The sequence below is a fragment of the Cryomorphaceae bacterium genome, assembly GCA_007695365.1.
In the GTDB taxonomy this organism is placed as follows: domain Bacteria; phylum Bacteroidota; class Bacteroidia; order Flavobacteriales_D; family SKUL01; genus SKUL01.
The window spans coordinates 49824-73302 of the sequence record REDV01000073.1 but is presented as its reverse complement, the minus strand read 5'-3'; the positions used below and the strand labels follow the sequence as shown (position 1 = coordinate 73302).

At 48.5% G+C, this 23479-nt stretch carries 18 protein-coding genes; 10 read left to right on the top strand and 8 right to left on the bottom strand.

The window, feature by feature from the left end; genetic code table 11:
* The first annotated feature begins 16 nt into the window (after nucleotides 1-16).
* Together EA392_05865 and EA392_05860 are read left to right on the top strand one after the other, a co-directional pair.
* A complete protein-coding gene (locus tag EA392_05865) occupies nucleotides 17-2983 on the top strand; it encodes a M1 family peptidase (GenBank protein TVR39723.1) in 2967 nt (988 codons plus the stop codon).
* A gap of 1 nt (nucleotide 2984) precedes the next feature.
* Complete coding sequence (locus EA392_05860) at nucleotides 2985-3758, top strand: UDP-2,3-diacylglucosamine diphosphatase (GenBank protein ID TVR39722.1); 774 nt, start codon at nucleotides 2985-2987, stop codon at nucleotides 3756-3758.
* Here EA392_05860 and gap read toward each other — a convergent pair.
* The 4 genes from gap to EA392_05840 form a co-directional block, all read right to left on the bottom strand.
* Nucleotides 3715-4719, bottom strand: coding sequence for a type I glyceraldehyde-3-phosphate dehydrogenase (gap, locus tag EA392_05855; protein ID TVR39721.1), 1005 nt, complete (start codon nucleotides 4717-4719; stop codon nucleotides 3715-3717). The genes EA392_05860 and gap overlap by 44 nt on opposite strands.
* 58 nt (nucleotides 4720-4777) lie before the next feature.
* The gene (locus EA392_05850; GenBank protein TVR39720.1) at nucleotides 4778-8122 is read right to left on the bottom strand and encodes a T9SS C-terminal target domain-containing protein; all 3345 of its coding nucleotides are present in this window, start codon (nucleotides 8120-8122) and stop codon (nucleotides 4778-4780) included.
* Nucleotides 8123-8295: 173 nt separating this feature from the next.
* The gene (gene lipA, locus EA392_05845) at nucleotides 8296-9162 is read right to left on the bottom strand and encodes a lipoyl synthase (protein TVR39719.1); all 867 of its coding nucleotides are present in this window, start codon (nucleotides 9160-9162) and stop codon (nucleotides 8296-8298) included.
* Nucleotides 9159-9926, bottom strand: coding sequence for a hypothetical protein (locus EA392_05840; GenBank protein TVR39718.1), 768 nt, complete (start codon nucleotides 9924-9926; stop codon nucleotides 9159-9161). Before EA392_05840 ends, lipA begins: the two co-directional genes overlap by 4 nt.
* 50 nt (nucleotides 9927-9976) lie before the next feature.
* On the opposite strand from EA392_05840, the gene EA392_05835 reads away from it, so the two are divergent.
* From EA392_05835 to EA392_05810, 6 genes are all read left to right on the top strand, one after another.
* Entirely contained in the window at nucleotides 9977-10390 is a 414-nt protein-coding gene (locus EA392_05835; protein ID TVR39717.1) for an OsmC family peroxiredoxin, read from the top strand.
* Nucleotides 10391-10720: 330 nt separating this feature from the next.
* Complete coding sequence (locus EA392_05830; protein TVR39716.1) at nucleotides 10721-12484, top strand: hypothetical protein; 1764 nt, start codon at nucleotides 10721-10723, stop codon at nucleotides 12482-12484.
* Between the two features lie 16 nt (nucleotides 12485-12500).
* Complete coding sequence (locus EA392_05825) at nucleotides 12501-13127, top strand: L,D-transpeptidase (protein ID TVR39715.1); 627 nt, start codon at nucleotides 12501-12503, stop codon at nucleotides 13125-13127.
* A 141-nt stretch (nucleotides 13128-13268) separates the two neighbouring features.
* A complete protein-coding gene (locus EA392_05820; GenBank protein TVR39714.1) occupies nucleotides 13269-14546 on the top strand; it encodes a GWxTD domain-containing protein in 1278 nt (425 codons plus the stop codon).
* Nucleotides 14536-15303, top strand: coding sequence for a 23S rRNA (guanosine(2251)-2'-O)-methyltransferase RlmB (gene rlmB, locus EA392_05815; protein TVR39713.1), 768 nt, complete (start codon nucleotides 14536-14538; stop codon nucleotides 15301-15303). The genes EA392_05820 and rlmB overlap by 11 nt, the downstream gene beginning before the upstream one ends.
* Complete coding sequence (locus EA392_05810) at nucleotides 15281-17170, top strand: hypothetical protein (protein ID TVR39712.1); 1890 nt, start codon at nucleotides 15281-15283, stop codon at nucleotides 17168-17170. The genes rlmB and EA392_05810 overlap by 23 nt, the downstream gene beginning before the upstream one ends.
* Before the next feature lie 14 nt (nucleotides 17171-17184).
* Here the strand turns inward: EA392_05810 and EA392_05805 are convergent, their stop codons facing one another.
* From EA392_05805 to rsgA, 3 genes are read right to left on the bottom strand one after another with little or no spacing between them, the layout of a single operon-like run.
* Complete coding sequence (locus tag EA392_05805) at nucleotides 17185-17517, bottom strand: pyrophosphatase (protein ID TVR39711.1); 333 nt, start codon at nucleotides 17515-17517, stop codon at nucleotides 17185-17187.
* 15 nt (nucleotides 17518-17532) lie between these two features.
* Nucleotides 17533-17985 (bottom strand): D-tyrosyl-tRNA(Tyr) deacylase, encoded by a 453-nt coding sequence (locus tag EA392_05800; protein TVR39710.1) that lies wholly within the window; start codon nucleotides 17983-17985, stop codon nucleotides 17533-17535.
* A gap of 3 nt (nucleotides 17986-17988) precedes the next feature.
* Nucleotides 17989-18933: a ribosome small subunit-dependent GTPase A gene (gene rsgA / locus EA392_05795; GenBank protein TVR39709.1), complete on the bottom strand. Its 945-nt coding sequence runs from the start codon at nucleotides 18931-18933 to the stop codon at nucleotides 17989-17991.
* Nucleotides 18934-19042: 109 nt separating this feature from the next.
* Between rsgA and gldA the strand changes: the two genes are divergently transcribed.
* Nucleotides 19043-19963, top strand: coding sequence for a gliding motility-associated ABC transporter ATP-binding subunit GldA (gene gldA / locus EA392_05790; GenBank protein TVR39708.1), 921 nt, complete (start codon nucleotides 19043-19045; stop codon nucleotides 19961-19963).
* A 67-nt stretch (nucleotides 19964-20030) separates the two neighbouring features.
* Nucleotides 20031-21320, top strand: a complete 1290-nt coding sequence (locus EA392_05785) for a methionine adenosyltransferase (protein TVR39707.1) — start codon at nucleotides 20031-20033, stop codon at nucleotides 21318-21320.
* Here the strand turns inward: EA392_05785 and EA392_05780 are convergent.
* Nucleotides 21317-23440 (bottom strand): hypothetical protein, encoded by a 2124-nt coding sequence (locus EA392_05780; protein ID TVR39706.1) that lies wholly within the window; start codon nucleotides 23438-23440, stop codon nucleotides 21317-21319. The genes EA392_05785 and EA392_05780 overlap by 4 nt on opposite strands.
* Nucleotides 23441-23479: the final 39 nt, after the last annotated feature.

Below are 23479 nucleotides of genomic sequence, written 5' to 3'. Positions count from 1 at the left end.
GGCTGGTTTACTCGCTTTGCTGCTACTGATTGCATGGGATAGTGCAATCGGTCAGGAGTATTTTCAGCAGGAAGTAAACTACACCATCAATGTTGCATTGGATGACCGAAAGCACACGCTCGATGGTTTTATTCGTATGGCTTACATTAACCACTCGCCTGACGTACTCTACGAAGTACACATGCACCATTGGCCCAACGCCTACAGCAATGTTGAAACACCTCTCGCGCGGCAACTGGTAAAACACGGTAAGTTCCTTTTTCAGTTCAGCGGACCGGAAAACACTGGCAGCATCCGCAACATCCAATACAAGGTAAACGGTGTGGATGCGCAGACCGATGACACCGATACTCCGGCAGACTATACAAAACTCATCCTGCCCGAAGCTCTGCGTCCCGGGGACACCGCCATCATTGAAACCCCGTTTTTTGTTTCGCTGCCCGACGCAGAAATTTCGCGCCTCGGGCACAGTGGGCAAGCCTATTATATCACGCAATGGTATCCCAAACCGGCAGTATATGACTCCCGCGGTTGGCATGCCATGTCGTACCTCAACCAGGGAGAATTTTACGCCAACTTCGGGTATTTTGAGGTGAATATTACGCTTCCGTCCAACTACGTGGTGATGGCCACGGGTGAGTTGCAAAATGAAGACGAACTGGAGTGGTTAACCGAAAAAGCCCGTTCAACAGAGTCGTGGCAGACAACTCATAAAAACATGTCGTTTCCGCCCTCAGCGCAAACCACCAAAACACTCACTTACAAGCAGGGCAATATCCATGATTTTGCGTGGTTTGCCGACAAGCGCTACCGCGTGGCTAAGGGAGATGTGGTGCTCCCTCATTCCGGCCGAACTGTTACCGCATGGGCAGCCTTTACGGACAATGAAGCAAAATTATGGCAAAGCAGTATTGACTACCTTACTCGCGCTGTGTACAACTACTCACTTTGGAATGGAGACTACCCATACAACCACGTTACTGCTGTAGATGGTGTAATCAGCGCCGGTGCTGGTATGGAATATCCCATGATTACCGTTATTGGTGAGTCGGGGAATGCAGTGGACCTCGAAACGGTTATCATGCATGAGGTTGGTCACAATTGGTTTTACGGTGTGCTGGCTTCTAATGAGCGGCGCTTTCCGTGGATGGATGAAGGCATGAATACTGCCAATGAAATGCGCTACATGGAGAAGCACCATCCGCATCTGAACATTTTTGGCAGCAGGCATAACTCATGGCTCATGCGTTGGTTACAGCTTGACCGCTACCGGCTGCGCGACCAGAACTACTTTCTGTACGCTTTTAACGCACGACGCAATCTGGATCAGGCTCCCTGCCTGCACAGCGAAGACTTTACTCCACTGAACTACGGTGCCATGGTATATGCCAAGGCAGCCCTGGCGTTTGAGTACTTACGCGCTTACACAGGCGATGATGCTTATGATGCCGCGATGCAGGCCTATTTTGATCATTGGAAATTCAAACACCCCTATCCTGAAGACGTTTGGCCATACGTTCAACAGGCCTCCGGCGACGATGCCCAATGGGTAAAAGACCTGATTTGCACCACCAAAAAGTCTGACTACAAGATTAAATACCTGAAGCGCACCGATTCAGGTTTTGATCTCACTATCAAGGCTAAGGGAATTGAAGGACCGGTTACTTGTACAGCACTCAACGATAAGGGCGAAGTTTTGGATCAGGCGTGGGTTCCGCCGTTCGGCCGGGATACAACAGTTCAGATTTCGCTGAGGAACTTTCACCGTTTGGTGCTTGACCACGATAGAAGAACCACCGACATCAACCGAAAAAACAACTCGATTCGCTCCTCGGGAATTTTGCGGAAAATGGAACCCTTGCGCTTCCAATGGCTGGCCGGCATGGAAGATCCCTCACGAACAACACTTTATTACACCCCTACCCTCGGATACAACACAACCGATGGATTGATGGCCGGGCTCCTGTTGCACAATGTATCGCCCCTGCAAAAAATGTTTGAGTTTCGGGTAATGCCCATGTTTGGTTTTGCGAGCAATGAATTTACCGGAACCGCTGCTATACAGCACAACCTGCGGATACAAAGCTCCCGGTGGATTGAAAACTTGCGCACAGAGATGAGTGCCGCTACCTTCGGAACGGGCGGCGCCGGGCTTGGAGGAAGTTTTACGCGCTATGAGTTGGCTTCTCAACTGGACATTCGCAGAAACCCGCTCAGCAGAAACCTGTCGCACCACGTGCATTACGCAGTTACGCACGTTTCAGAAACCTTTGGCATCAGACCTTCGGATGAGTTATTGGTTACCACAACATCCAACAATCTCTATGGCTTTCTGGCTTACGAATTGCGTAACAGGCTGACCATCCGTCCGTACCATTTGATGGCGGCTTTTGATTTACACGAGGATTTTAATCGTGTTTGGCTGGAATGGAATGGCAAGTTCGTGATGAACCGGCACAAGCGTTCACTGTTTCTCCGTTTTTTTGGAGGAACCTTTCTGCATCATGACACCAACATGCCACGCTACAATTTCCGAATGGACGGCATCAATGGTGCGCAGGATTTTCGGTATTCCCATGTATTCCCTGGAAGGTTTGAAAACAATGGGTTGCTGAGCCAGCAGTTTGTGGGCGGTCATGGTAATTTCAAAATACCAACCGCCAATGGCCAGACCAATTCGTGGATGGTGGCAGCGAACGCAAAAATGCAATCGCCCTTTAAGTTCTTGCCGCTGGGAATTTATGCCGATGTAGGATTCAGCGATCCGCAAGGATTGCCAAATGCACCAGGCATTTTGGCCAATGCGGGGATTTATCTGTGGTTGATACCGGAAATTGTAGAAGTGTACTTCCCGGTGATCTGGAGCGAAGATATCAGAAGAGAAATTGAGACCCGGGGGCTAAACTACAGCCAGCTTATTCGGTTTATGATCAATTTTAACGAGATTAACCCCTTTAAAGCCATCCGGCGCATACCAGGCTGAATTGAAAACCGACAAAATATATTTTGCCTCTGATTTTCACCTCGGTGTTCCGAACAGGGAAGATAGCCTAGCGCGCGAAAAACGCGTAGTAGAGTGGCTGGATATGGCCAAAACAGATGCCACCGAAATCTTTCTGGTGGGCGACGTATTCGATTTTTGGTTTGAATACCGCACGGTGGTGCCCCGGGGCTTTGTTCGATTGTTGGGGAAAATTGCCGAAATTACTGACTCAGGAATTCCCGTGCACTACTTCACCGGAAACCACGACATGTGGGTTTTTGACTATTTGCCCTCAGAAACAGGCGTTACATTGCATCACCAACCAATTGAGCGAACATTCAACGGAAAGAAATGCCTGATTGGCCACGGCGACGGATTAGGTCCGGGCGACTACGGCTATAAGTTCATCAAAAAAATATTCCGCAATCGTTTGTGCCAATGGCTATTTGCCAGACTTCATCCCAATTTTGGAATCGGCATGGCCAATTTTTGGAGCAAAACAAGTCGCAAACATACCGGAGATGACGACCGTAAGTTTTTGGGTGAAGACAATGAATGGCTCGCCATATATTGCAAAGAAATTCTGGAATCCCGACACATCGACTACTTCATTTTTGGCCATCGTCATTTACCGCTCGATCTTCAGGTAGGTGCCAACAGCAGGTATGTAAATCTCGGAGATTGGATTGTGCATTACACCTACGCGGTACTCGAAGGCGGAAGCCTGGAGCTCAAGCGTTTTGAAGGGCTATCATCTTCCGGGCAAGATCAATGAGTCTGGCCGAATACCCGGTCTCATTGTCGTACCACCCCACAACCTTTACCATGTGATCAATTACGCTGGTAAGTTGCGCATCGAATATGCATGAGTGCCGGTTGCCGATGATATCTGCAGATACCACCGGATCTTCGATATACTGAAGCAATCCATTCCAACGGTGGAGAGAAGCCGATGCAAACGCCTCATTCAAAACTTCAACAGATGGAGGGCGCTCCACAACATAGGATATATCGGTGAGTGATCCGTTGGGAACCGGAACCCTAATTCCGCAACCTCCCAGTTTTCCATCAAGATGGGGAAAAATGCGCGTAATGGCCTTGGCCGCACCGGTGGTTGTAGGAACAATTGAATGAGCTGCGGCCCGGGCGCGGCGCAGATCGCGATGCGGTGCATCCTGAAGACGTTGGTCAGTAGTGTACGAATGAACAGTAGTGATATATCCGCTTTTCACCCCACAAATCTCATCTACCAGCTGCACCATAGGAGCGGCCGAGTTCGTAGTGCAAGAAGCATTCGATACGATGCGGTCGTCAGCACTGAGCAAGTGATCATTGATGCCCATTACAATTGTTTTGATGGTAGCATCTTCAGGCGGAGCAGATAAAACAACTGCCCGAACACCTTGCTGAAGATGGCCATTGGCCCTTTCACGCGTCTTAAAATGGCCTGTGCATTCAAATACAATGTCTACCTCATGCTTGAACCACGGAATATCAACAGGCTTCGCATGACGGGAATAGGCTATGGAGCGACCCTCCAGCTCCAAGGCATTGCCTGCTACTTCCGGTTGGAGATTCCATAAGCCATGCACTGAATCAAAGCGCAACAAGTGGTTCATGGTTTCGGCATCTGCCAGATCATTGACGGCCACTACTTCCATATCGTGACATTCGCTCAGGAGGCGAAAAAGTCTTCGTCCGATACGGCCGAGTCCGTTGATTCCTATTCTGGTCATGGGTAAAAAAAAGCCTTCCCGAAATTACGGGAAGGCTTTGTTACTTTTTTCAATCAGTTTATCGGGTTACGATGAAGCGCTTGGTTTCGGCAATGCCGCCTGCTTCTACACGAATCAGGTAGGTTCCCGCAGAAAGTCTTTCGGCACTAAACTGCACCTGCTGGTTTCCGGCCGGAAGGCGTTCGCGGTGAATTTGCTCCATCATTTGACCATTGATGTTGAAAATTACCATTCGCACATCACTCGCTTCCTTAAGGTCAAACTCAACCCATCCGTGGGTGTTCATCGGGTTCGGGAAAACAGTAAGAGAACTCATGAGTGGTTCATTAACCGTGCTGACACCTTCATTCTCCTCCACGCTCGTCCAGGGCGAGAAGAAATCATCATTATCGAAGATTCCTCTTCCATGGGTACCTGCATAAACAACACCTGAGTTAAGAACCTCCCAGTGTTCACGGTACTGCTGACGAAGGTCAAGAACTGGAACACGATCCATATGGCCACCGTTAGCCTCGTACCAGTTTCCTCCTCCATCATCAGTTCGGAAGATACCCACTTCTGTTCCTATCACGATTACATTCGGATCATCCTTAGAAATCACACAAGAGTACACCGGCATTCTGTCCAGTGGTGTGGGAACATTGAATATGCTCTGGAAGGTATTAGACGAAGTTGTTGACGCGGCCACAGTAGAGCGCAGAACTTTGCTCTGCACACCATAGGTTGAGCGGGCAATCACAACTGTTTCGGAGGCTGGAGGGCCATCAGGGCCACCCGTGCCTTGCGAGTAGTCAACCGCAATATTATTAATGGGTGGGCCACCTGTAATAAGCGTTGTTACAGTTATGTTGTCAATATCCTCCGCATAGTACAGTTCATTGAAACCTGAGAATCGAAGCAAACGACCTGACGAAGTTCCCACGTACAGGTGATCGCGATCAGGAGACCATTCCATGCTGTTCACAAGTTCATCCACGTTACCGATAAACCACCATTCGGGGTCTATTGCGGTGTTGGTAACATCTCGTGTAACCCATATACCCAAACCACCGCCGTGACCGACTGTAAACAGGGACTGAACCGGATCTACAAGGAACAAGGAGTCTGCGACGTGTTCATCGATAATAAATTCAATGGTGAAGTCAATGGTTTCTTCTGTCACATAAGTAAATGTTGTGTCGAAGTTGAGGAAGAAATCAAAATCGATGATGGTGTCGGTCACCTCACAGAGTACAGTGTCACCAAAGGTGTAGAGCGTATCAATGGTGACACAGAAAATCTGGTTCTGGAAGGTGGTACATGTATCTATGTAGGTCGTATCCACGATTATTTCCACCGTATCACAAACAAAGGTGAAGGTAGTATCAACCGGGAAGAACGTGGTGTCCACGAACTCAATATTCGTGATTACTTCCACAGTATCAAGCACGGTAAAGAATGTGGTATCAGGTGTTACACGTGTCTCGTAGTAGTACATGTTTTCGGTAGTCTGCGTCCACAATTCACGCTGATCGGCAGCTGCAAAATGCAGAATCCAGTGACCCTCGGGTACATAACCCAGTGTAACGCTGCCATCGGGCCAAACCTGTTCATCAAACACAAAAGCATCTAGCAGGGTATCTGCACCCCACCACATACCACGCTTTGAATATGGGTCGAACTCCGTTTCAACCAAACGCAGGTTCGTGGTAAAGTCGCTCGACGATCCCGGGGGCGGTGAAATAAATTCACCAAAGCCAGCGCCAACAGAGCGCAAAATAGTACCAAACTGACTGGATCCGATCAAAAGTTCAGGTCGCAGGAACGAAATCTCACAATCGAATCCATCTCCACCAAACACCTCAAAACCGTGGTTTTCTGTGGGTCCTTGCAGATTCTGGTATAGTGTTCCGTTATCCTGGGTTCCACCAATCGTTCGGCCATCTTCGCCATGTGCTATAGCATAGAACTGCGTTGTTACAAATCCTTGATTGGCCGGGAAGAATGTTGGCGCATTGGAGGTTGCCATCGTGGTTGATTTGAAAAAACCACCATCTGTACAAGCCCAGAAAATGTTGTTCGAATCCCACACAAATCGGTGAACATCCGGGTGAACCGCAAAAGGATTCAGATAGTTGGTGCTGTAAAGGCTGCGCTGCTCCCAGTTGGAAAGCGAAGGAACATTACCCACAATGGTATGGCTGTAAATAACCAAACCACCAAGAAAAATTTGCTTGGGGTTCAAAGGATTAACCGACAAAGCATTATCCCAACGGCCTTGTCCGCCTACACCACCAAACGGCTGAAAAAGTGCCGGCTGTGTACCGGAATCGTTCACATCCTGAGCAATTCGGTACCATGAAGCACCTTGATCCCACGAAGCAAAGACACCCCGCAGGCTTTGGTTGGTATTTACAACGGATGCATAGATGTAATTCTCAGGCGAACGCGAGACAGCAAATTCTATTCGGCTGTTACCACCAGCACCCAGCACATTGGGACCACCGTTCGCGAGTGTTCCGGAAATCATTGAAAAGCTTTGGCCACCATTGGTTGAAATGTATCCTCGCGTATTAACCGATGTAACAATAACCTGACCATCAGGAGAAATATCAACGTCTTCACAGGCCACAGCTGTACCGGGAAGTCCGGCAGGACGCGGCTCAAGGTCAGCATTTCCGTGGATATAGACATCCAAACCACCGCTGTGAGCAATCCACATTTTTTCGGGGTTACTGGGGTCCAGTTCAATAGCGTCAATGGTAAGCCAGGGTTGGTTTGTATTGAAGTATTGATCGGGGCCAAACACTCTTTCCCATTCCGTTCCTTCGGTGTTGGTTGAACGGAAAAGGCCATTACCGATAAAACCGGGGGTTCCTGACCCGGAAGGGTTAAAGTTCTCGTGTTGAGATCCGGTACCGATGTAATAAATACCGCTACCTGTTCGGTTGATGAAGCCAATGGGCATGTGCGACATGAAGTTTTCATTCTTATTGAAACTTTCAACTGCCTCCCAGCTGTTGCCTCCATCAGTGGTTCTCCACACCCCACCTGAGGCGGCCCCTGCCCATAAATGATTGTCATTGTTTGGGTCGAGCCAGAGCGCTCTTACACGCCCACCAATGTTGTCAGGGCCCAGTGTGCGCCATTCCATATCATTACTCTTGGACTGGTTGCGACTAAACTTGTTCAATGCTTTTCTTGTGGCAAGAATGTCTTCAATCTCGATTTCGCCTGTGTAATAATTGCGCTTGAGTTCTTTCATGTACTCAATCCAACCGTGCGCTCCGCGCTCAGCGTTGAAATTGGCCGTTCTGGGCTTGTACAAGCCAACTTTCTCACCAGACCCAAACGGGTTCCATCCCGCAATCAGCAGTGCTGACACGGCAATCACACTCGAAACAATGAGTAGAAACTTTTTCATGTTTTGCTTTTTACTTAATCTCTTAAAATTTAACGTTCAGAACTTTAGCAAACCAGCACATCTGTTCAATACCACATCCGCGCTCTTTTCAGGGCTTGAAGGTAGGCATTATTTAACATTCGCTTATCATTCTCACCTCCTAAACTTCTGCTTTTTTTTCACACTCCTTTGATTCAAAAAAGATGTTTTTCGGCATGGTACGACGAACGAACTAGCGGCCCACTCTCTACATAACGGAACCCCATTTCCAAGCCCAGTTCTTTGTATTCTTTGAATCTGTCCGGATGAACAAACTCTGCCACAGGAAGATGGCTTTTCGTTGGCTGCAAGTATTGTCCGAGTGTAACGATATCCACCCCCACGCTGCGAAGGTCTTCCAATGTTTCAATGATTTCCTGATGGGTCTCACCCAATCCGAGCATCATTCCCGACTTGGTTTTCATCCCTCCTTTTTTTAGCCTGAACAGGACTTCCAAGCTTCGGTCATACTTGGCCTGAATCCTAACCTGACGGGTAAGCCTTCTCACAGTTTCCAGATTGTGTGAAACTATTTCAGGTGCTACATCTATGATTCGATTCAAATTATCCCATTTACCAGCAAAATCCGGAATGAGCGTCTCCAGGGTGGTGTCAGGTGACAACTCCCGGATTTTCCGCACGGTTTGAACCCAAATCACGGAACCTCCATCTTCAAGGTCATCGCGATCAACCGAGGTAATCACTGCGTGCTTTACCCCCATTATTTTCACAGACTTAGCAACACGAAGCGGCTCAAAAACATCCACATCAAGCGGCTTTCCTGTCGCCACAGAACAAAAACCACAAGATCGGGTACAGATATTTCCGAGTATCATAAAGGTGGCTGTTCCTGCACCCCAACACTCTCCCATGTTCGGGCAGTTTCCACTTTCACAAATGGTGTGCAGCTTGTGTTCGCTTACTAACCCACGAACTTTCTTATATGCTTCGCCTGTTGGAAGCTTAACCCTGAGCCAGGATGGCTTTTTGACGGGAACTTCCTGCGTTGTCTCATCTATCATTTTGTAACATTGTATTTCTTGCCAAACAATATATTAAGGTAGAAATTCAGAAAAAACTGACGATTTTCTGAGCCTTCGAGGGCCATAATCGGTATCACTTGCCCGTAACCATCAAATGCAACTCCTGCCTCAAGTGCCCTGAGCCCGGTTTTATTGGCTGCATACTCGAACATAAATCCGAATTTACCGTGCAGCCCGGGAAACAATCTGAGTTCACCCCAACCTTCCAGGGCTGATGCGCGACCGTAAATATGTTCATGGAAATGCCTGTCTACGTCGTAGCGTTCTATTGTAATCTGCCCCGGAGTAAACCAGCCCCCTTCCATTATTTCCAGGTATACCGGTTTGGCGAAACCAAGGGAGGGACCCACCGACCACGTATAAGACAGTTCAACTCCGTTTCGACGGTATTTGTCGGTCATCACTTTCTTCATCCCCCAGGAAGGGCGCACAATAAAAAATGAATACTGCTTTCCGTAATGGTAGCCTCGCGCATCTTCATAAACAGGATTAAAACTCTTGATTTGCTTGTGACTGTTCATCCCAACAATTTCAAGGTGGAGCACCCTTCCTCTGTGGGCCGTTTGATTTTTTAACAGGGCAAAATTCGCTCCCCAACCACTGGTATGGAGGTTCAAACCCCCGTAGTATTGTTGCTTGTAAACAACCATGGTTTCCTCATAGAGTGTCTCCTGCGCCTGCACCAAAGAGATTGCCGCAGCCAGCCAAACAGTGAGAATTAAGGAAAACGCAGTTTTCGTCATGAGTATGCAAAGTTATAAATTACGGGCCTGAAATCTACCATTCAACGAATATGGAAACTTCACGAGTAAATTACATCGGAAATTTGCGAACAACAGCGGTTCACTGTCAAAGCGACACGGTATTAATAACAGACGCGCCAAAGGACAACAACGGAAACGGAGAATCGTTCTCGCCTACGGATTTAACGGCAACCTCTTTGGCAAGTTGCATGCTCACGATGATGGGAATTGTTGCCAGAAATCATGGAATTGCGTTCCAATCGGCCAGTGCCAACGTATGGAAACACATGGCATCAGCGCCAAGGCGTATTGAAAAAATAGAGGTAGGGATTACCATTTCGGGCAATCATTATTCTGCCCGGGAAAAAAAGCTGCTGGAAGAAAGTGCGCTAAGCTGCCCTGTTGCTAAAAGTCTGCATCCGAATATCGAGCAAGCTGTCTCATTTCGCTATTCAGAAAGCTGATAGGAAAACATTTTCCTTCGGAAAGGACTGTTCAACAGAAGAGAGGATGCAGGCATTAGCTGTTGTCAGCCGGAGTATGCACCTCTACTGAGGAATAAGCAGCACATGCCTGCTTTTGAGAACCGCATGAGCTCGCGAGCACACCGGTCAGCAACACTAAAGAGAAAATTGCAAGAAATCGTTTCATGGTGGTGATGTTGAATATTCGTCGTTTTCAAAATCAGCGCAAACTAATACTTTTATGTTTGCGTTCTGAGTTTAATTTCCATTTTTTATCCACATTGAGCCGTAAGGCATTTGCACTTTTAACGCAGCTTTCCCCGAAAGGTTATGCTCAAGAGCTTTTTTCTTGATTTTTTCTACCGAAGCTTTTTGCTTCACCTTGTGCTTGTTGCAGCATTTTTGACTGTAAGCACCATGGCCTTTGCGCAAACTAAACCGCGTTACAGCCTGCAATTGGTGGACGCAGCCGGGACCTTCCCGACTGATATTGTTCGTCTTTACAGCTTCAAAAACCGTTCCAACAGGTACAACGCGCTGCAAGATGTCAGGTTTGAAATGTTTCGACGGGGTCATTTAAGTTTTTCGGTGGATAGCATCCACGAATATGGAAACAAGTGGATAGCCTATGTTCACAGCGGACCCCGCTTTGATTGGGCCATGCTCAATAGGGGTAATCTAGACGGAGCTACACTGGGATCTATACGTTTTCGCGATAAGATATTCTATGAGCGCGCCATGAACCCTCGACAGGTATCCGAGCTCTTTGAAAGCATTTTGGAGTATTGCGAGAACAACGGGTATCCATTTGCCACTGTTAAGCTGGATAGCGTATCCATCGACAACGGAAAAATCACGGCCGGAATCTACATGGAGCGAAACCAGTTGGTAGTGATTGACAGCGTAATTGTACGCGGCAGCACCAAAACCAACCCCGCATATTTCTACAACTACGTAGGAATAAAGCCGGGGAGCATCTACAACGAGAGGTTAGTGGCAGCGGCAGATCAAATGCTGTCTGAACTGCCTTTTGTTACCGCATTCAAACCTACTGAGGTGGTTTTTGGTGAAGAGCTCACCAAAGTGAGGTACTACCTCAACGAACGAAAAGCCAGCCGTTTTGACGGAATTCTGGGACTTCAGCCCGATGAACTGACCGGCGACATTACCATAACCGGCGATGTAAAACTGGCCGTGCAAAACGCCTTTAAACGAGGGGAACTGATATCACTCAATTGGCGCCGACTACAAACTGCAACGCAAGATATCCAGGTGCGCTTTGATCACCCCTATCTCTTCAACACTCCTTTCGGAATGAACCTGGGCTTTAACCTGTTTAGGCGTGACACAACCTTTGTACAGGTAAACGGCCACCTTGGAGTGTCGTACATGTTTTCAGGACAGGATTATATCCAGGCCTTTGTTGAACCCACTCAATCCAATGTCATTTCAAGGTCTTTTAATCCGAGCGACGGTCTTGCAAACGCGAGCATCACGCTCTTTGGGGCGGAGGTTAATCTCGTGGACCTCGACTACACATTCAACCCCACACGCGGTTACCAGTTTTTTCTGAAGGGAGCAGCCGGAAGCAGAAACATTCGAAAAAACCCTGAAATTGACGATTCGTTCTACGAAGGCATAGAACTGCGGTCAACCCAGTGGAGCGGAAGAATCAATGCGCGCACTTTTATTCCTATAGGCAAACGCAATACAGTAATGCTGGGTGTAAAAGGAGCTCTATTGCAGGCTCAAACCATGTTTATCAATGAAGTGTACCGAATTGGCGGATTGCATTCCATCAGGGGTTTTGACGAGGAGTCCATTTTCGCCTCGGCATACAGCATTTTTACGCTCGAATACCGTTTTCTGCTTGAGAAAAACTCCAATCTTTTCGCATTCTTTGACGGAGCGTGGTACGAAACCGATACGCGCAACGAATACGTGCGCGATACCCCGTATGGATTTGGTGCGGGCATCAGCTTCGAAACCGGAGCAGGTATATTTTCGTTGACCTATGCACTGGGCAGTCAGTTTGGAAATCCGATACAACTGCGCGGAGGTAAAATACACTTTGGATTCGTGAACTTCTTCTAATGCCTAAATTTGTTGCATGAAATGGCTCACCACCATCACCCTGCTGTTCTGTGGGTTGCTATTCTCTTCTTCCAATCCGGCTTCGGAGCGCAAGAAAGAATCGGCCATGGTCTCGTTCCTGACTGAATATCTGGATATCAAATACAAAGAACACCGTTTCGAAACATACCTGTACGTGGCTGCCAAAAAGCAGCGCCTGTATTTGATTAGCGGAAATGAGGTTATTAGGAGCTTTCCTGTGTCTACTGCGCGTAAAGGCATTGGTCAGAAGTCAGGAAGTTTCCAAACCCCTGTTGGCTTGCACAAGGTACGCGAAAAAGTAGGCGACACCGTGCCAGTACTAGGTATTATTCGCGAAAAGGTATTCACCGGTAGCGTTGCTAACATCAATAACAAGCCCCAGGCCGGCTCCGGTGATGTCATTACAACCAGGGTGATGCATCTCGACGGACTTGAATCGGGTGTAAACAAAGGCGGCGATTGTGACTCATACAACCGGGGCATTATGATACATGGCACACCCGATGAAGGCCTGATTGGTCGTCCGGCATCACATGGCTGTGTGCGAATGAAAAACCAGGACATTATCGAACTTTTCGATTTGATTCCTGCGGGTACCTACGTAGTAATCCTCAACAATTAGGGAGCTCTTAGCAACCCGAAATGCTGCAACGCCATCCACAAGCGCACCTGACTTCTCATAGCGAGGGCAAATCCGGCAATTATTGTGTAAACTTGCACGATTGTTGCACGTTGTATTGCTAAAGAACGTTTCGAACAATTCATGCGCAAAAAACACATCATTTTTGGTTCATTCACAGTTTTACTGGCATTGATGCTGATGCATGGATGCGCTCCGCAGCGGAGCATCTCCTCCGAAAATCTTGCGCACATTTACAATTCTGAACGCACCCCCATTCGTGCAGATTACCGGGTATTTCATCCGGAAGAAGGCCTCACAACCGTTTTTCTTCGCATTGCTGCATCTGACCTCACCCCGGGTCAAAACATGGAAACCTTTCGCATGGAATCCAATGCCGTGATTGACCTGAAAGTTTATCCGCCACAAGGCCCTATGGTACGTGCTGTTGACAGCGTATTGGTGAGGGTTAACGATACCGCCCCGGGCAGGGACGACAACTACCTGCACAGCGCTATTAACCTTTCGATAAGAAGCGGATACACGTACAGGGCTGTGATGAGAATTACCGATGTGAACAAAAATGAAACGCAGGAATTGCGGTTTGACATTGACAAGCTCAATCCCAACCATCGGCACAATTTCCTGGTGTTCGAAACCGCACAGCGCATACCCCTATATACAGACTACGTAACAACTCCCATGCGATTACGCATCAAAAACAACGAAAGCAAAGACATGACTGTGCGGTATTACAACCGGAACTTTCCGCTGCCCCCGCCGCCTTTTTCGTCATACAGTCCACCGCCCTTCCGATACGAAGCCGACAGCGTTTTTACCATGCGAGCAACCAGCGATTTTTCAATCCTGGATGTGAATCGTCCGGGCTTTTTTCACATACTTAAAGACGGAAATCAGAAATCCGGACTTAGTATCTTCACTTTTCCCGACCCATTTCCCTTGGTTACAAGTACCGAGCAAATGTTTGAATCCTTGCGCTATGTAACAACTGAATGGGAGTTCAGGGAAATGCGCCAGCGAAGTAATCTTCGTCTGGCCGTTGAAAAATTCTGGTTGGACTGCGCGGGGTCCAAAGAACGGGCGCGCGAAATGATACAAGTGTACTACGGTCGGGTGGAAGAAGCCAATCGGTTTTTTACCTCTTACGTAGAGGGTTGGAGAACAGATCGGGGGTTAATTCACATCGTGTATGGACGCCCGAATATCATCCACAAAACAGATCGGGGTGAAACATGGATTTACGGAGAAGATCGCAATACCATGTCACTATCATTTACCTTCGTGAAAGTAATCAACCCATTTACAGACAACGATTTCAGGCTTAGCCGCGATGAAAGTTACAAAGCATCGTGGTACCGGGCTATCGAAAGCTGGCGCAACGGACGAATCCATGCAAACTAATACTCCCTTTAAAGACCTGATTTTCGGCAACCACCCAGTGCTCGAAGCACTGGAAAGCGGCAAGGAAATCAACAAAATTCTGGTGCTGCGCGGTGCAGTATCCGAACACACAAAGCACGTTCTTCAACTCGCATCTCAACGCAGAATACCGGTGCAAAAAGTTCCGGTTGAAAAGCTTAATCGCGTTACACGCAAGAATCATCAGGGTGTCATTGCCTTCCTGTCGCCGGTGAGTTACCACCGCATAGAAGATGTAATTCCCAATTTGTACGAAGAAGGAAAAAACCCCTTGGTTGTAGTATTGGATCACATCACCGACGTGCGCAATGTGGGAGCCATTTGCCGTTCGGCCGAGTGTATGGGAGCCCAGGCAATCTTGTTACCTACCAAGGGAGCGGGTGCCCTGAACGCTGATGCAGTAAAGGCCTCGGCCGGTGCTATTTTCAACCTTCACATTTGCCGTACCGATCATTTGGAGGGAGCCATTCGATACCTAAAGGAGAGCGGGCTGAGCGTGGTGTCATGCACCGAAAAAGGCTCTGAAACACTCTACAACGGTGTACTATCAGAACCAACTTGCGTCATTTTGGGTGCAGAAGACACCGGTATTCAACCTGCGCTGCTGGCACTTTCTGACCAACACCTGCGCATTCCCATGGCAGGTCAAACAGGCTCACTCAACGTTTCGGTCTCGGCGGGAATCATTCTGGCAGAATGCCTGAAACAGAGAACCAGTGTTGAAAACACCGTGGCTTAATCACCGCCTGGCGCTGGGTGTCATCCTGGTTACAGCGACTTTTCTAAGGCTGTATCACCTTCATTTTTCTTTCTCCAATGATGAGCTGAGCGCGCTGTCGAGGCTGGATTTCAACCACCTTGGCCCGCTCTTTCGCGAGGGTATCCGCGTGGATGGGCATCCGGCCTTTACACAACTGCTGTTGTGGTTTTGGACCGCCTTAACCGGAACGACCCACGAGTGGTTGGTGCGAATACCTTTTGCATTGATGGGCACAGGGGCCGTGTACTTCACCTATCTCACAGGGCGCGAATGGTTCGGGAAAAATGCCGGTCTGGCAGCCGCGGCAGCCCTCACCGGACTTCAGTTCTTTATTCTTTACAGCCAATTGGCCAGACCTTACAGTCCGGGACTGTTTTTCACCATGGGTACGGCCTTCTATTGGTCGCGATTGGTAGTGGGCAGTCGCCGCAACAGCGATGTGTGGATTGGGGCCCTTTTTGCCACTCTCGCCATGTACACGCACTATTTTAGTTTTCTTCAGGTGGTTGTAATGGCCTTTTTGGGGTTGTTTATGCTCAAAAAGCGGAGTGCATCCCGATACCTGCTTGCATTGGTGATTGCCGTTGCTCTGTGGTTACCACATGTTCCCATTACGCTGTATCAACTCTCGCTGGACGGGGTTGGAAACTGGCTTTCAGCACCTGAGCCCGGGTTTGCCAAAGGGTTATTGACACGCATTACCAATGAATCGTGGTGGCTGTTGCTGGCCTTGATTCTGGCTGCTGCAACCGGATGGGGCGCTTCGCACCGCAGCATCGCTCCATCCCGATGGCAGTTGATTGCTCTGCTGCTGGTCGTCATTCCCTTTCTGGTAGGCTACTTTTATTCGATATGGAAGTTTCCGGTTCTCCAATACGCGGTGATGCTGTTTGCAGCACCCTTCCTGATTCTGCTGATCTTCTCCCCCCTGGCCGGACAGCAAAATACAGTTTCAGGCCCATTAATCTCGATGTTGGTTTTAGGCATTACCACAGGGCATACTGTGTGGATTCACGAGCATTACAATCGCAATCACTTTGGTGTTTTCAGGGAGCTGACAGAACACATGAGCCGATGGCAATTACAATATGGTGCGGAAAATACGCTCGCACTTGCCAATGTAGTTTCTCCCTGGTATATCCAACACTACGCGCAACAAATGGATCCTCCACCCCGGTTTGACTTATACAATCTTTCGGCAGATACTTCCAGGCAAGCCCTGTGGGCAAAAGTTGTTGATGCCGATGCCTATAATTACGTGGCCCTTTGCTGGAGCAATCACAGCATGAGTGAAGATGTGCTTGAGATGATTCGTATCAATTACCCGCAGATGATTGAGCGTCACGATTATTTCAATTCAGGGGCTTATCTGTTTGGCAAAAAAAGAAATGAATCAGGACGTTGGCCTCTGCTCGACTCAGTTTTGGTTTCAACTGTGCAGGTAATGCCGGATACACTGCCCGGTTCTCCGCCGAACCTGGGTGTGGTTCTTGCAGAAAACGAGCAATTTTCAAAACCCATTGAACTTAACCTGAACAACTTGAAGCAATCACCACCCGAACTGGCGGTGCTCGATACCTATTTCTACACATCCGACACCTCGCGGGTAACCCTTGTTATTGAATACGAAGACGAGGCATCCAACAGCTTCTGGTACGGCAGAGACCTGGATCCTGTTTACCGCATGCCCGGAGCTTTGCAGCGTATGGTTATTGGCCATCGCCTGCCTACTTCACAGGGAGCAAATCCGAGGATCAAAGCATACCTTTGGAAACAATCACCCGACTCGCTCGAAATCATTTGGATGCAGCTTCAGCTCCATCATGAAGCCATCCTCCCCTACTAACTTAACTACCTTTACTACTGCGGCCGCAGCTTCGGGTTGTTCTTATGCCGATTGATATCGCGCTGCGTTTTCTTCTCATAATTAGCCAGAAAAGCCTGGGCTAAATTCACGTTGCATTGATTGGCCAAACAGAGCAAAACCCACAGGATATCTGCCATTTCATCTCCAATGTCCAGACCCTTGTCACTTTCTTTTTCGGATTGATCACCGTATCGCCGGGCCATAATTCGCGCCAGTTCTCCAACCTCTTCAGTAAGAATTACCATATTGGTGAGTTCGCTGAAGTATCGCACACCATGGGTTTTAATCCATTCATCTACCATTTCCTGGCTCTCTCTGATTGTCATGTTCTTGCTTTTAGTCTATTCCTTGTTTTTTGTATCTATCCAAATGGTTACGGGGCCGTGGTTCACCAGCGACACCTGCATCATCGCTCCAAATGAACCGGTTTGCACCGGCTTTCCCAGAGATTTTTCCAGGTATGCCACGAATTGCTCGTACATCGCTACGGCGTGGTCTGGTTTTGCTGCGCGGATAAACGACGGGCGGTTTCCTTTTTTTGTTTTAGCGTGAAGCGTAAACTGGCTGATGACCAGAGCCTCTCCTTCAACATCTCCGATGGAAGCATTCATTTTACCCTCTGTATCAGAGAAAATACGCAGGGCGGCAATTTTTTCCGCGAGCCACACCGCATCCTGTTCATCATCATCGTGCTCAATACCCAGCAATATGAGCAAGCCTTTTCCGATGGCACCTACTACTTGGTTCTCTACCTGTACCGAAGCCTCCGCAACCCGCTGTATTACTGCCCGCATTGATTAGCTGTATGGATTTTGCCGGTAAGTATCACCGGCTTCGTTGTTAAAGTACAGTTTCAAATAGCTGTCGTAGCGGGTCCAGGCAATGCGACCATCCTCTACCGCCTCCTTTACTGCGCACTGAGGCTCATCCACGTGTACACAATTATGAAATTTGCATTCTGACTGCAGGGCTCTCATCTCCGGAAATCGTTCAGCAATCTCTGACTTTTCGAAATCCACAAGTCCAAAACCCTTGATTCCGGGAGTATCTATCACGTAGCCGCCAAAAGAGAGGGGGTGCATTTCAGCAAAGGTTGTGGTGTGCTGCCCCAAACGAAAAGACTCAGATAAAGCAGCCGTTCGAAGTTTGAGACCGGAATCTACAGCATTTACCAAGGTGCTCTTGCCTACTCCGCTATGGCCCGAAAGCAGGCTTACCTTGTTGGCGAGTAGTGTTCGCACCGCCTCCAGACCTTCGCCGGTTTCTGCCGAAACCTCCAGGCAGCGATAACCCACCTCCCAATACACCGATGCAAATCCCCGCAAGTTATCAAGCTCGGCCTCAGTGTAAATGTCAATCTTATTGAACACAAGCACCGCCGGTATATGGTAAGCCTCTGCCGTTACCAAAAAACGATCTACAAAAGCGGGCAGGGTAAGCGGGTCTTTCAAGGTTACCAGCAACAATGCCTGGTCAATATTGGCGGCCAGTATATGAGCTGCTCGCGACAGATTAACCGATCGGCGCACAATATAATTCATGCGGGGTTCAATACCGGTAATCACACCGGTGCCCTCATCCTGCATCTCAAAATGCACTTTGTCGCCCACTGCAACAGGGTTGGTAGTTCGAAGACCTTTCAGGCGGATTTTTCCGCGAATATTGCATTTCACGGTTTTACCGTCATTGCTGCGCACGTCGTACCAGCTTCCGGTTGACTTCATGACTACTCCCGTCTCCATTCCTCAAAAGTACGCACTGCAATCCTATTCAATTAACAAATCTTGCCCGCGGCACCCTGAAAGAACTGAGGGTTAATCCTATCTTCGCAACGATTCTGAGCACAAGCCTATGTCCATCGAAGTTAAAGAAGTAAGTAAACGCTACGGAGAGCAACTAGCCCTGAACAATGTGAGCTTCAACATCGCCTCGGGCGAGGTGGTTGGTTTTCTGGGGCCGAACGGAGCGGGAAAATCAACCATGATGAAAATCATCACAGGCTACATCCCTCCTACTTCCGGAACGGCATCGGTGTGTGGCCATGACGTGATGGAAGACTCGAAGGCAGCACGGCGAAATGTGGGATACCTTCCCGAACACAATCCGCTGTACCTTGACATGTATGTAAAGGAGTACCTTCGTTTTGTGGCAGGCATGTACAAGGTGAAAAATGCCCGCGAGCGCACGGATGAGATGATTGAACTGGTTGGACTTACCCTCGAACAAAAAAAACCCATCGGTGCCTTGAGCAAAGGTTACCGGCAACGGGTGGGCCTGGCACAGGCAATGATTCACGACCCCGCAGTGCTCATACTTGACGAGCCCACCAGCGGACTTGACCCCAACCAACTGTCTGAAATACGTAGTCTGATTCGCACCATCGGCGAAAAGAAAACGGTGATGCTTTCTACCCACATCATGCAGGAGGTAGAGGCAATTTGCGACCGGGTGATTATTATCAACCGCGGTAACATTGTGGCCGACAGCCCGGTAAATGTCCTTATGAGTAACGTTACACGGATGAAGGTTTTGGTGGTTGAGTTCAATGCTCTCACTTCTTCGGGTGATCTCAAAAAACTGAAAGGTGTTCAGCGAGTGGAACACGTTGATGGATTTCAGTATCGCATCAGTCATGCTCCCGAACTGGATTTAAGAGAAGACCTTTTTCAATTTGCGGTACAGCACAAACTCTCGGTGCTGGGTATGCAGGCTGAGCATCAGAAGCTCGAAGATATTTTCAAGCAGCTTACGCACGTAGAGCAAACTAACTAAGCCTGTCGGAGGCGTACTCCGCCTCTGTTACTTTTTCCTATTTTAGCGCACCTTAAAAAACGCCTACATGCCATACTATTTTACCTCCGAATCGGTGTCGGAAGGACACCCCGATAAAATTGCAGACCAAATATCTGACGCACTGATTGACCACTTTATGGCCTTTGACAAGGACTCGAAAGTGGCTTGTGAAACGCTCGTAACAACAGGGCAGGTCATTGTTGCAGGAGAGGTAAAATCTTCAGCCTACCTGGATGTTCAAAGTATTGTACGCGATGTAATCAGAGATATTGGCTACACCAAAAGCCAATACAAATTTGACGCGGACTCCTGCGGAATTCTCTCGGCCATTCACGAGCAGAGCGCCGATATTAACCGCGGTGTTGAACGCAATGATCCGGAATCGCAGGGTGCCGGTGACCAGGGAATGATGTTCGGGTATGCCTGTAAGGAAACCGACAACTACATGCCACTTGGCATTGAACTGGCGCACAGCCTGCTCAAAGAGTTGGCAGCTATTCGCAAGGAAGGCAAGCAAATGACCTATCTCCGCCCCGACGCCAAAGCACAGGTTACCATTCTCTATGGCGACGATCACCAACCGTTGAAGATTGACTCCATCGTTATCTCAACCCAACATGATGAATTTGTGGCTCCCAAGGCAAATTCGGAGGTCTCCGTTCGAAAAGCTGAGGAGGAGATGCAGAAAGTGATTCGCGAAGACATCGAGAAGCATCTGATTGCACGAGTGAAGCGTCAATTACCCGCTCGCCTGAAGCGTCTCTTTAACGAGCACATCACCTACCACGTAAACCCCACAGGAAAGTTCGTGATTGGAGGACCGCACGGTGACTGCGGCCTTACCGGACGCAAGATTATCGTAGATACCTATGGCGGCCGCGGTGCCCACGGAGGAGGTGCCTTCTCCGGAAAAGACCCCTCAAAAGTTGACCGTTCTGCTGCCTACGCCACCCGCCACATTGCCAAAAACATGGTAGCTGCCGGTGTGTGCGACGAGGCCCTTGTTCAAGTTGCCTACGCCATTGGAATTGCTGAACCCATGGGGCTATATGTGAACACCTACGGAACGGCACATGTGAACCTTACAGATGGTGAGATTGCCGAGAAGCTTTTAGAGATTTTTGATATGCGCCCATACCAGATAGAGCAGCGCCTCAAACTGAGAAACCCCATTTACCGCGAAACAGCGGCCTACGGTCATATGGGGCGTGAATCAGAGCAAAAAACCCTGACTTTTAAACTTCCCAACAACAAAGAGAAGAAGTTCAAGGTTGAGACCTTCACTTGGGAAAAGCTGGACTACGTAGAAAAACTTCGCAAAGCTTTTAAGCTCTAGTCCTGAAAGAAACCCAACTTTAAGCTGGCGTTGTTCAGGTCTTGGATGTAGCCGTAGATCTGGGATACAAGTACAGCCTGGTTGGCAGGTACCTGTTCAGCAATTACGGAATGATAAGCCCGGATGGATATTTCATTGGGGTGCTCTTTGGTGAATTGCACGGCAAACTCGCCAAAATCGTTTTCAACCGTGCGCTCCAGTTCATCAAGATTGAGGATCTCTACTGGTTGGTCGAAGCTGAGGTGAACCACGAATTCGTCCCATCCCACAAAATCGGGGTAAAAGGGAAGCACCCTGGGAAAACGATCAAAATCGCGCCATGTAACGAAATTGAACCAGTTAGATAGCGGCAGTTCGTACGCATTCCCGCCCAAAGCCTGCCCGGCGTCTACCCAGTTGAAATCCACTTCATACCTTCTGCCAAAAGGAGCAAAGTGATTGTACTCTGTTCGATCCAGATTTGACCATTCCACATCGTGGCCGTCCAGCACAATTCTGGAATAGGCCGGGTTAATGGTACTGTCGATACGCCCAAACTCAAACAATGAGCGCGTTAAAGTGCTAAACTGACCCGACAAGGAAACGTCCAGCGTACCAGAGGCACGTCTGTTCTTTGTGTCTATCTCCATATGCAAGCGGGTTTGCCGGAAATTCTCATCGGTCATTTCAGGTAAGTTAACCAATGGCGGAAAATACCCATCCTCAAAGTGCAGGTCCACATAGTTCACCAAAAAAGCAGGTGTTCCTGCCAGGTAAAACGGGAATTCATTGGGACCATAACCAAACCTGTTGCGTTTCGGGTAAAAGAAATTCAGCATGTTCTGGTCGTCTGGAATGGCAAACGAAAAGTCCGAAAAGAGTACATTGCCGTGATAAGGTATGGTCATCGTTCCGATTCTGGAATCCATCATATATGCCGTATTGTAAGAAAGGCCCAGCATATTGATCATTTTGGCGTAGAGATTATACCGGCTGATATCGCGCATTTGTCCGCGCTCGACCTGAGAGCCCATTTTTTCGAGGCTCATGTCACGCTCTTCATAGTATGCATCGTCCCAACTGAACGAAAAGTCTTCAGTAATGACTTCATGCAACCTCGCGAATTTTGCAAGGTTAAGGTCATCCGGAATATCGGAAGTATGCCCGGCTATAAAGCGTTTGAGCTTTTTGGTTTGGGCATCGAGCTCGATGCGCCGTGTAGCTACGCGATACAGCCAAAACGCATTGGATTCTCTGTTGAGCAGGGTTTTGTACGTGTAATCAGATGGCAGTAGCTGGTCTGACAAATAATGCCGCGTGCGGTTCCTGAAGCTCTGGGTATTGAGACTCACCACGATGTGAGGCAAGTCAAGAGAGGGTCTGATACCGGGTTCGTTTACACAGGGACTGAGATTATGGCGATGCCATACACGCGATGTTCGGCGTTTGCGGGTATAGACAGAGTCGGGTTTTACACCGGTAATGAGGCTGATATTGTGCTTGGGCATTACTACCTCAAGCCTCTGCTCCTGAATGGGATAGCTGTGGTGGAAAAAAATACGCTGGTAATTAAAAAGCATCGGGTTGTCAATGTACGGAACCTCAACCTTGAAGTGAATCTCTATCTCATCGTTGGGAGCCAACCCCAACAGATCAAAAACATAACGAAACTGAACCTCCGACCGCTGATAAATTTCCAGTCTATCGGTATCAAAACGATCGGTCCAATCAACCGAAACTGTACCCCCCCCGGGCAGGATTTTCCGTGCGGCAAAAAACACCATGCGCACATTGAGGTAATCTGCACTGAGGCGCTCATCTCTTTTTTCCAGCGGCAAGTTGCGGGCATCGTAAAACGGGTCCCATGACTCGGGCAGTCTGAAAGTTTGAAAAGGCACGCGTTCACCGTCACGACTATGCAGCTTTACCCTCATTTTTCTCTCCAGGTATACATACATGTGTGTGCTTTTCTGCCCTCTCACTGAGAGCCGTCGCTCATCTTTCAAGATTACCGCAGGGTGATTCTCCCAACGGGCATGAACCGGAATGGATGTGGGGTTGGTTTCTTTCCAGGTGTATTCAAAATCGCGCAACGGGTAATACTGACCGTGAACCGGAAGCAGAAAAAAAAGTAGGACCACCTGTGATACAAAAGCCCGCATAAGTAGTGTTTGGTGCTC

Coding starts and splice junctions, on each gene's coding strand:
- rlmB (TVR39713.1), top strand. CDS start 14,536: ATGCAAACTAATACTCCCTTTAAAGACCTGATTTTCGGCAACCACCCA.
- gap (TVR39721.1), bottom strand. CDS start 4,719: ATGACCAGAATAGGAATCAACGGACTCGGCCGTATCGGACGAAGACTT.
- EA392_05840 (TVR39718.1), bottom strand. CDS start 9,926: ATGACGAAAACTGCGTTTTCCTTAATTCTCACTGTTTGGCTGGCTGCG.
- rsgA (TVR39709.1), bottom strand. CDS start 18,933: ATGGAGACGGGAGTAGTCATGAAGTCAACCGGAAGCTGGTACGACGTG.
- EA392_05850 (TVR39720.1), bottom strand. CDS start 8,122: ATGAAAAAGTTTCTACTCATTGTTTCGAGTGTGATTGCCGTGTCAGCA.
- lipA (TVR39719.1), bottom strand. CDS start 9,162: ATGATAGATGAGACAACGCAGGAAGTTCCCGTCAAAAAGCCATCCTGG.
- EA392_05830 (TVR39716.1), top strand. CDS start 10,721: ATGCTCAAGAGCTTTTTTCTTGATTTTTTCTACCGAAGCTTTTTGCTT.
- EA392_05825 (TVR39715.1), top strand. CDS start 12,501: ATGAAATGGCTCACCACCATCACCCTGCTGTTCTGTGGGTTGCTATTC.
- gldA (TVR39708.1), top strand. CDS start 19,043: ATGTCCATCGAAGTTAAAGAAGTAAGTAAACGCTACGGAGAGCAACTA.
- EA392_05805 (TVR39711.1), bottom strand. CDS start 17,517: ATGACAATCAGAGAGAGCCAGGAAATGGTAGATGAATGGATTAAAACC.
- EA392_05820 (TVR39714.1), top strand. CDS start 13,269: ATGCGCAAAAAACACATCATTTTTGGTTCATTCACAGTTTTACTGGCA.
- EA392_05800 (TVR39710.1), bottom strand. CDS start 17,985: ATGCGGGCAGTAATACAGCGGGTTGCGGAGGCTTCGGTACAGGTAGAG.
- EA392_05835 (TVR39717.1), top strand. CDS start 9,977: ATGGAAACTTCACGAGTAAATTACATCGGAAATTTGCGAACAACAGCG.
- EA392_05785 (TVR39707.1), top strand. CDS start 20,031: ATGCCATACTATTTTACCTCCGAATCGGTGTCGGAAGGACACCCCGAT.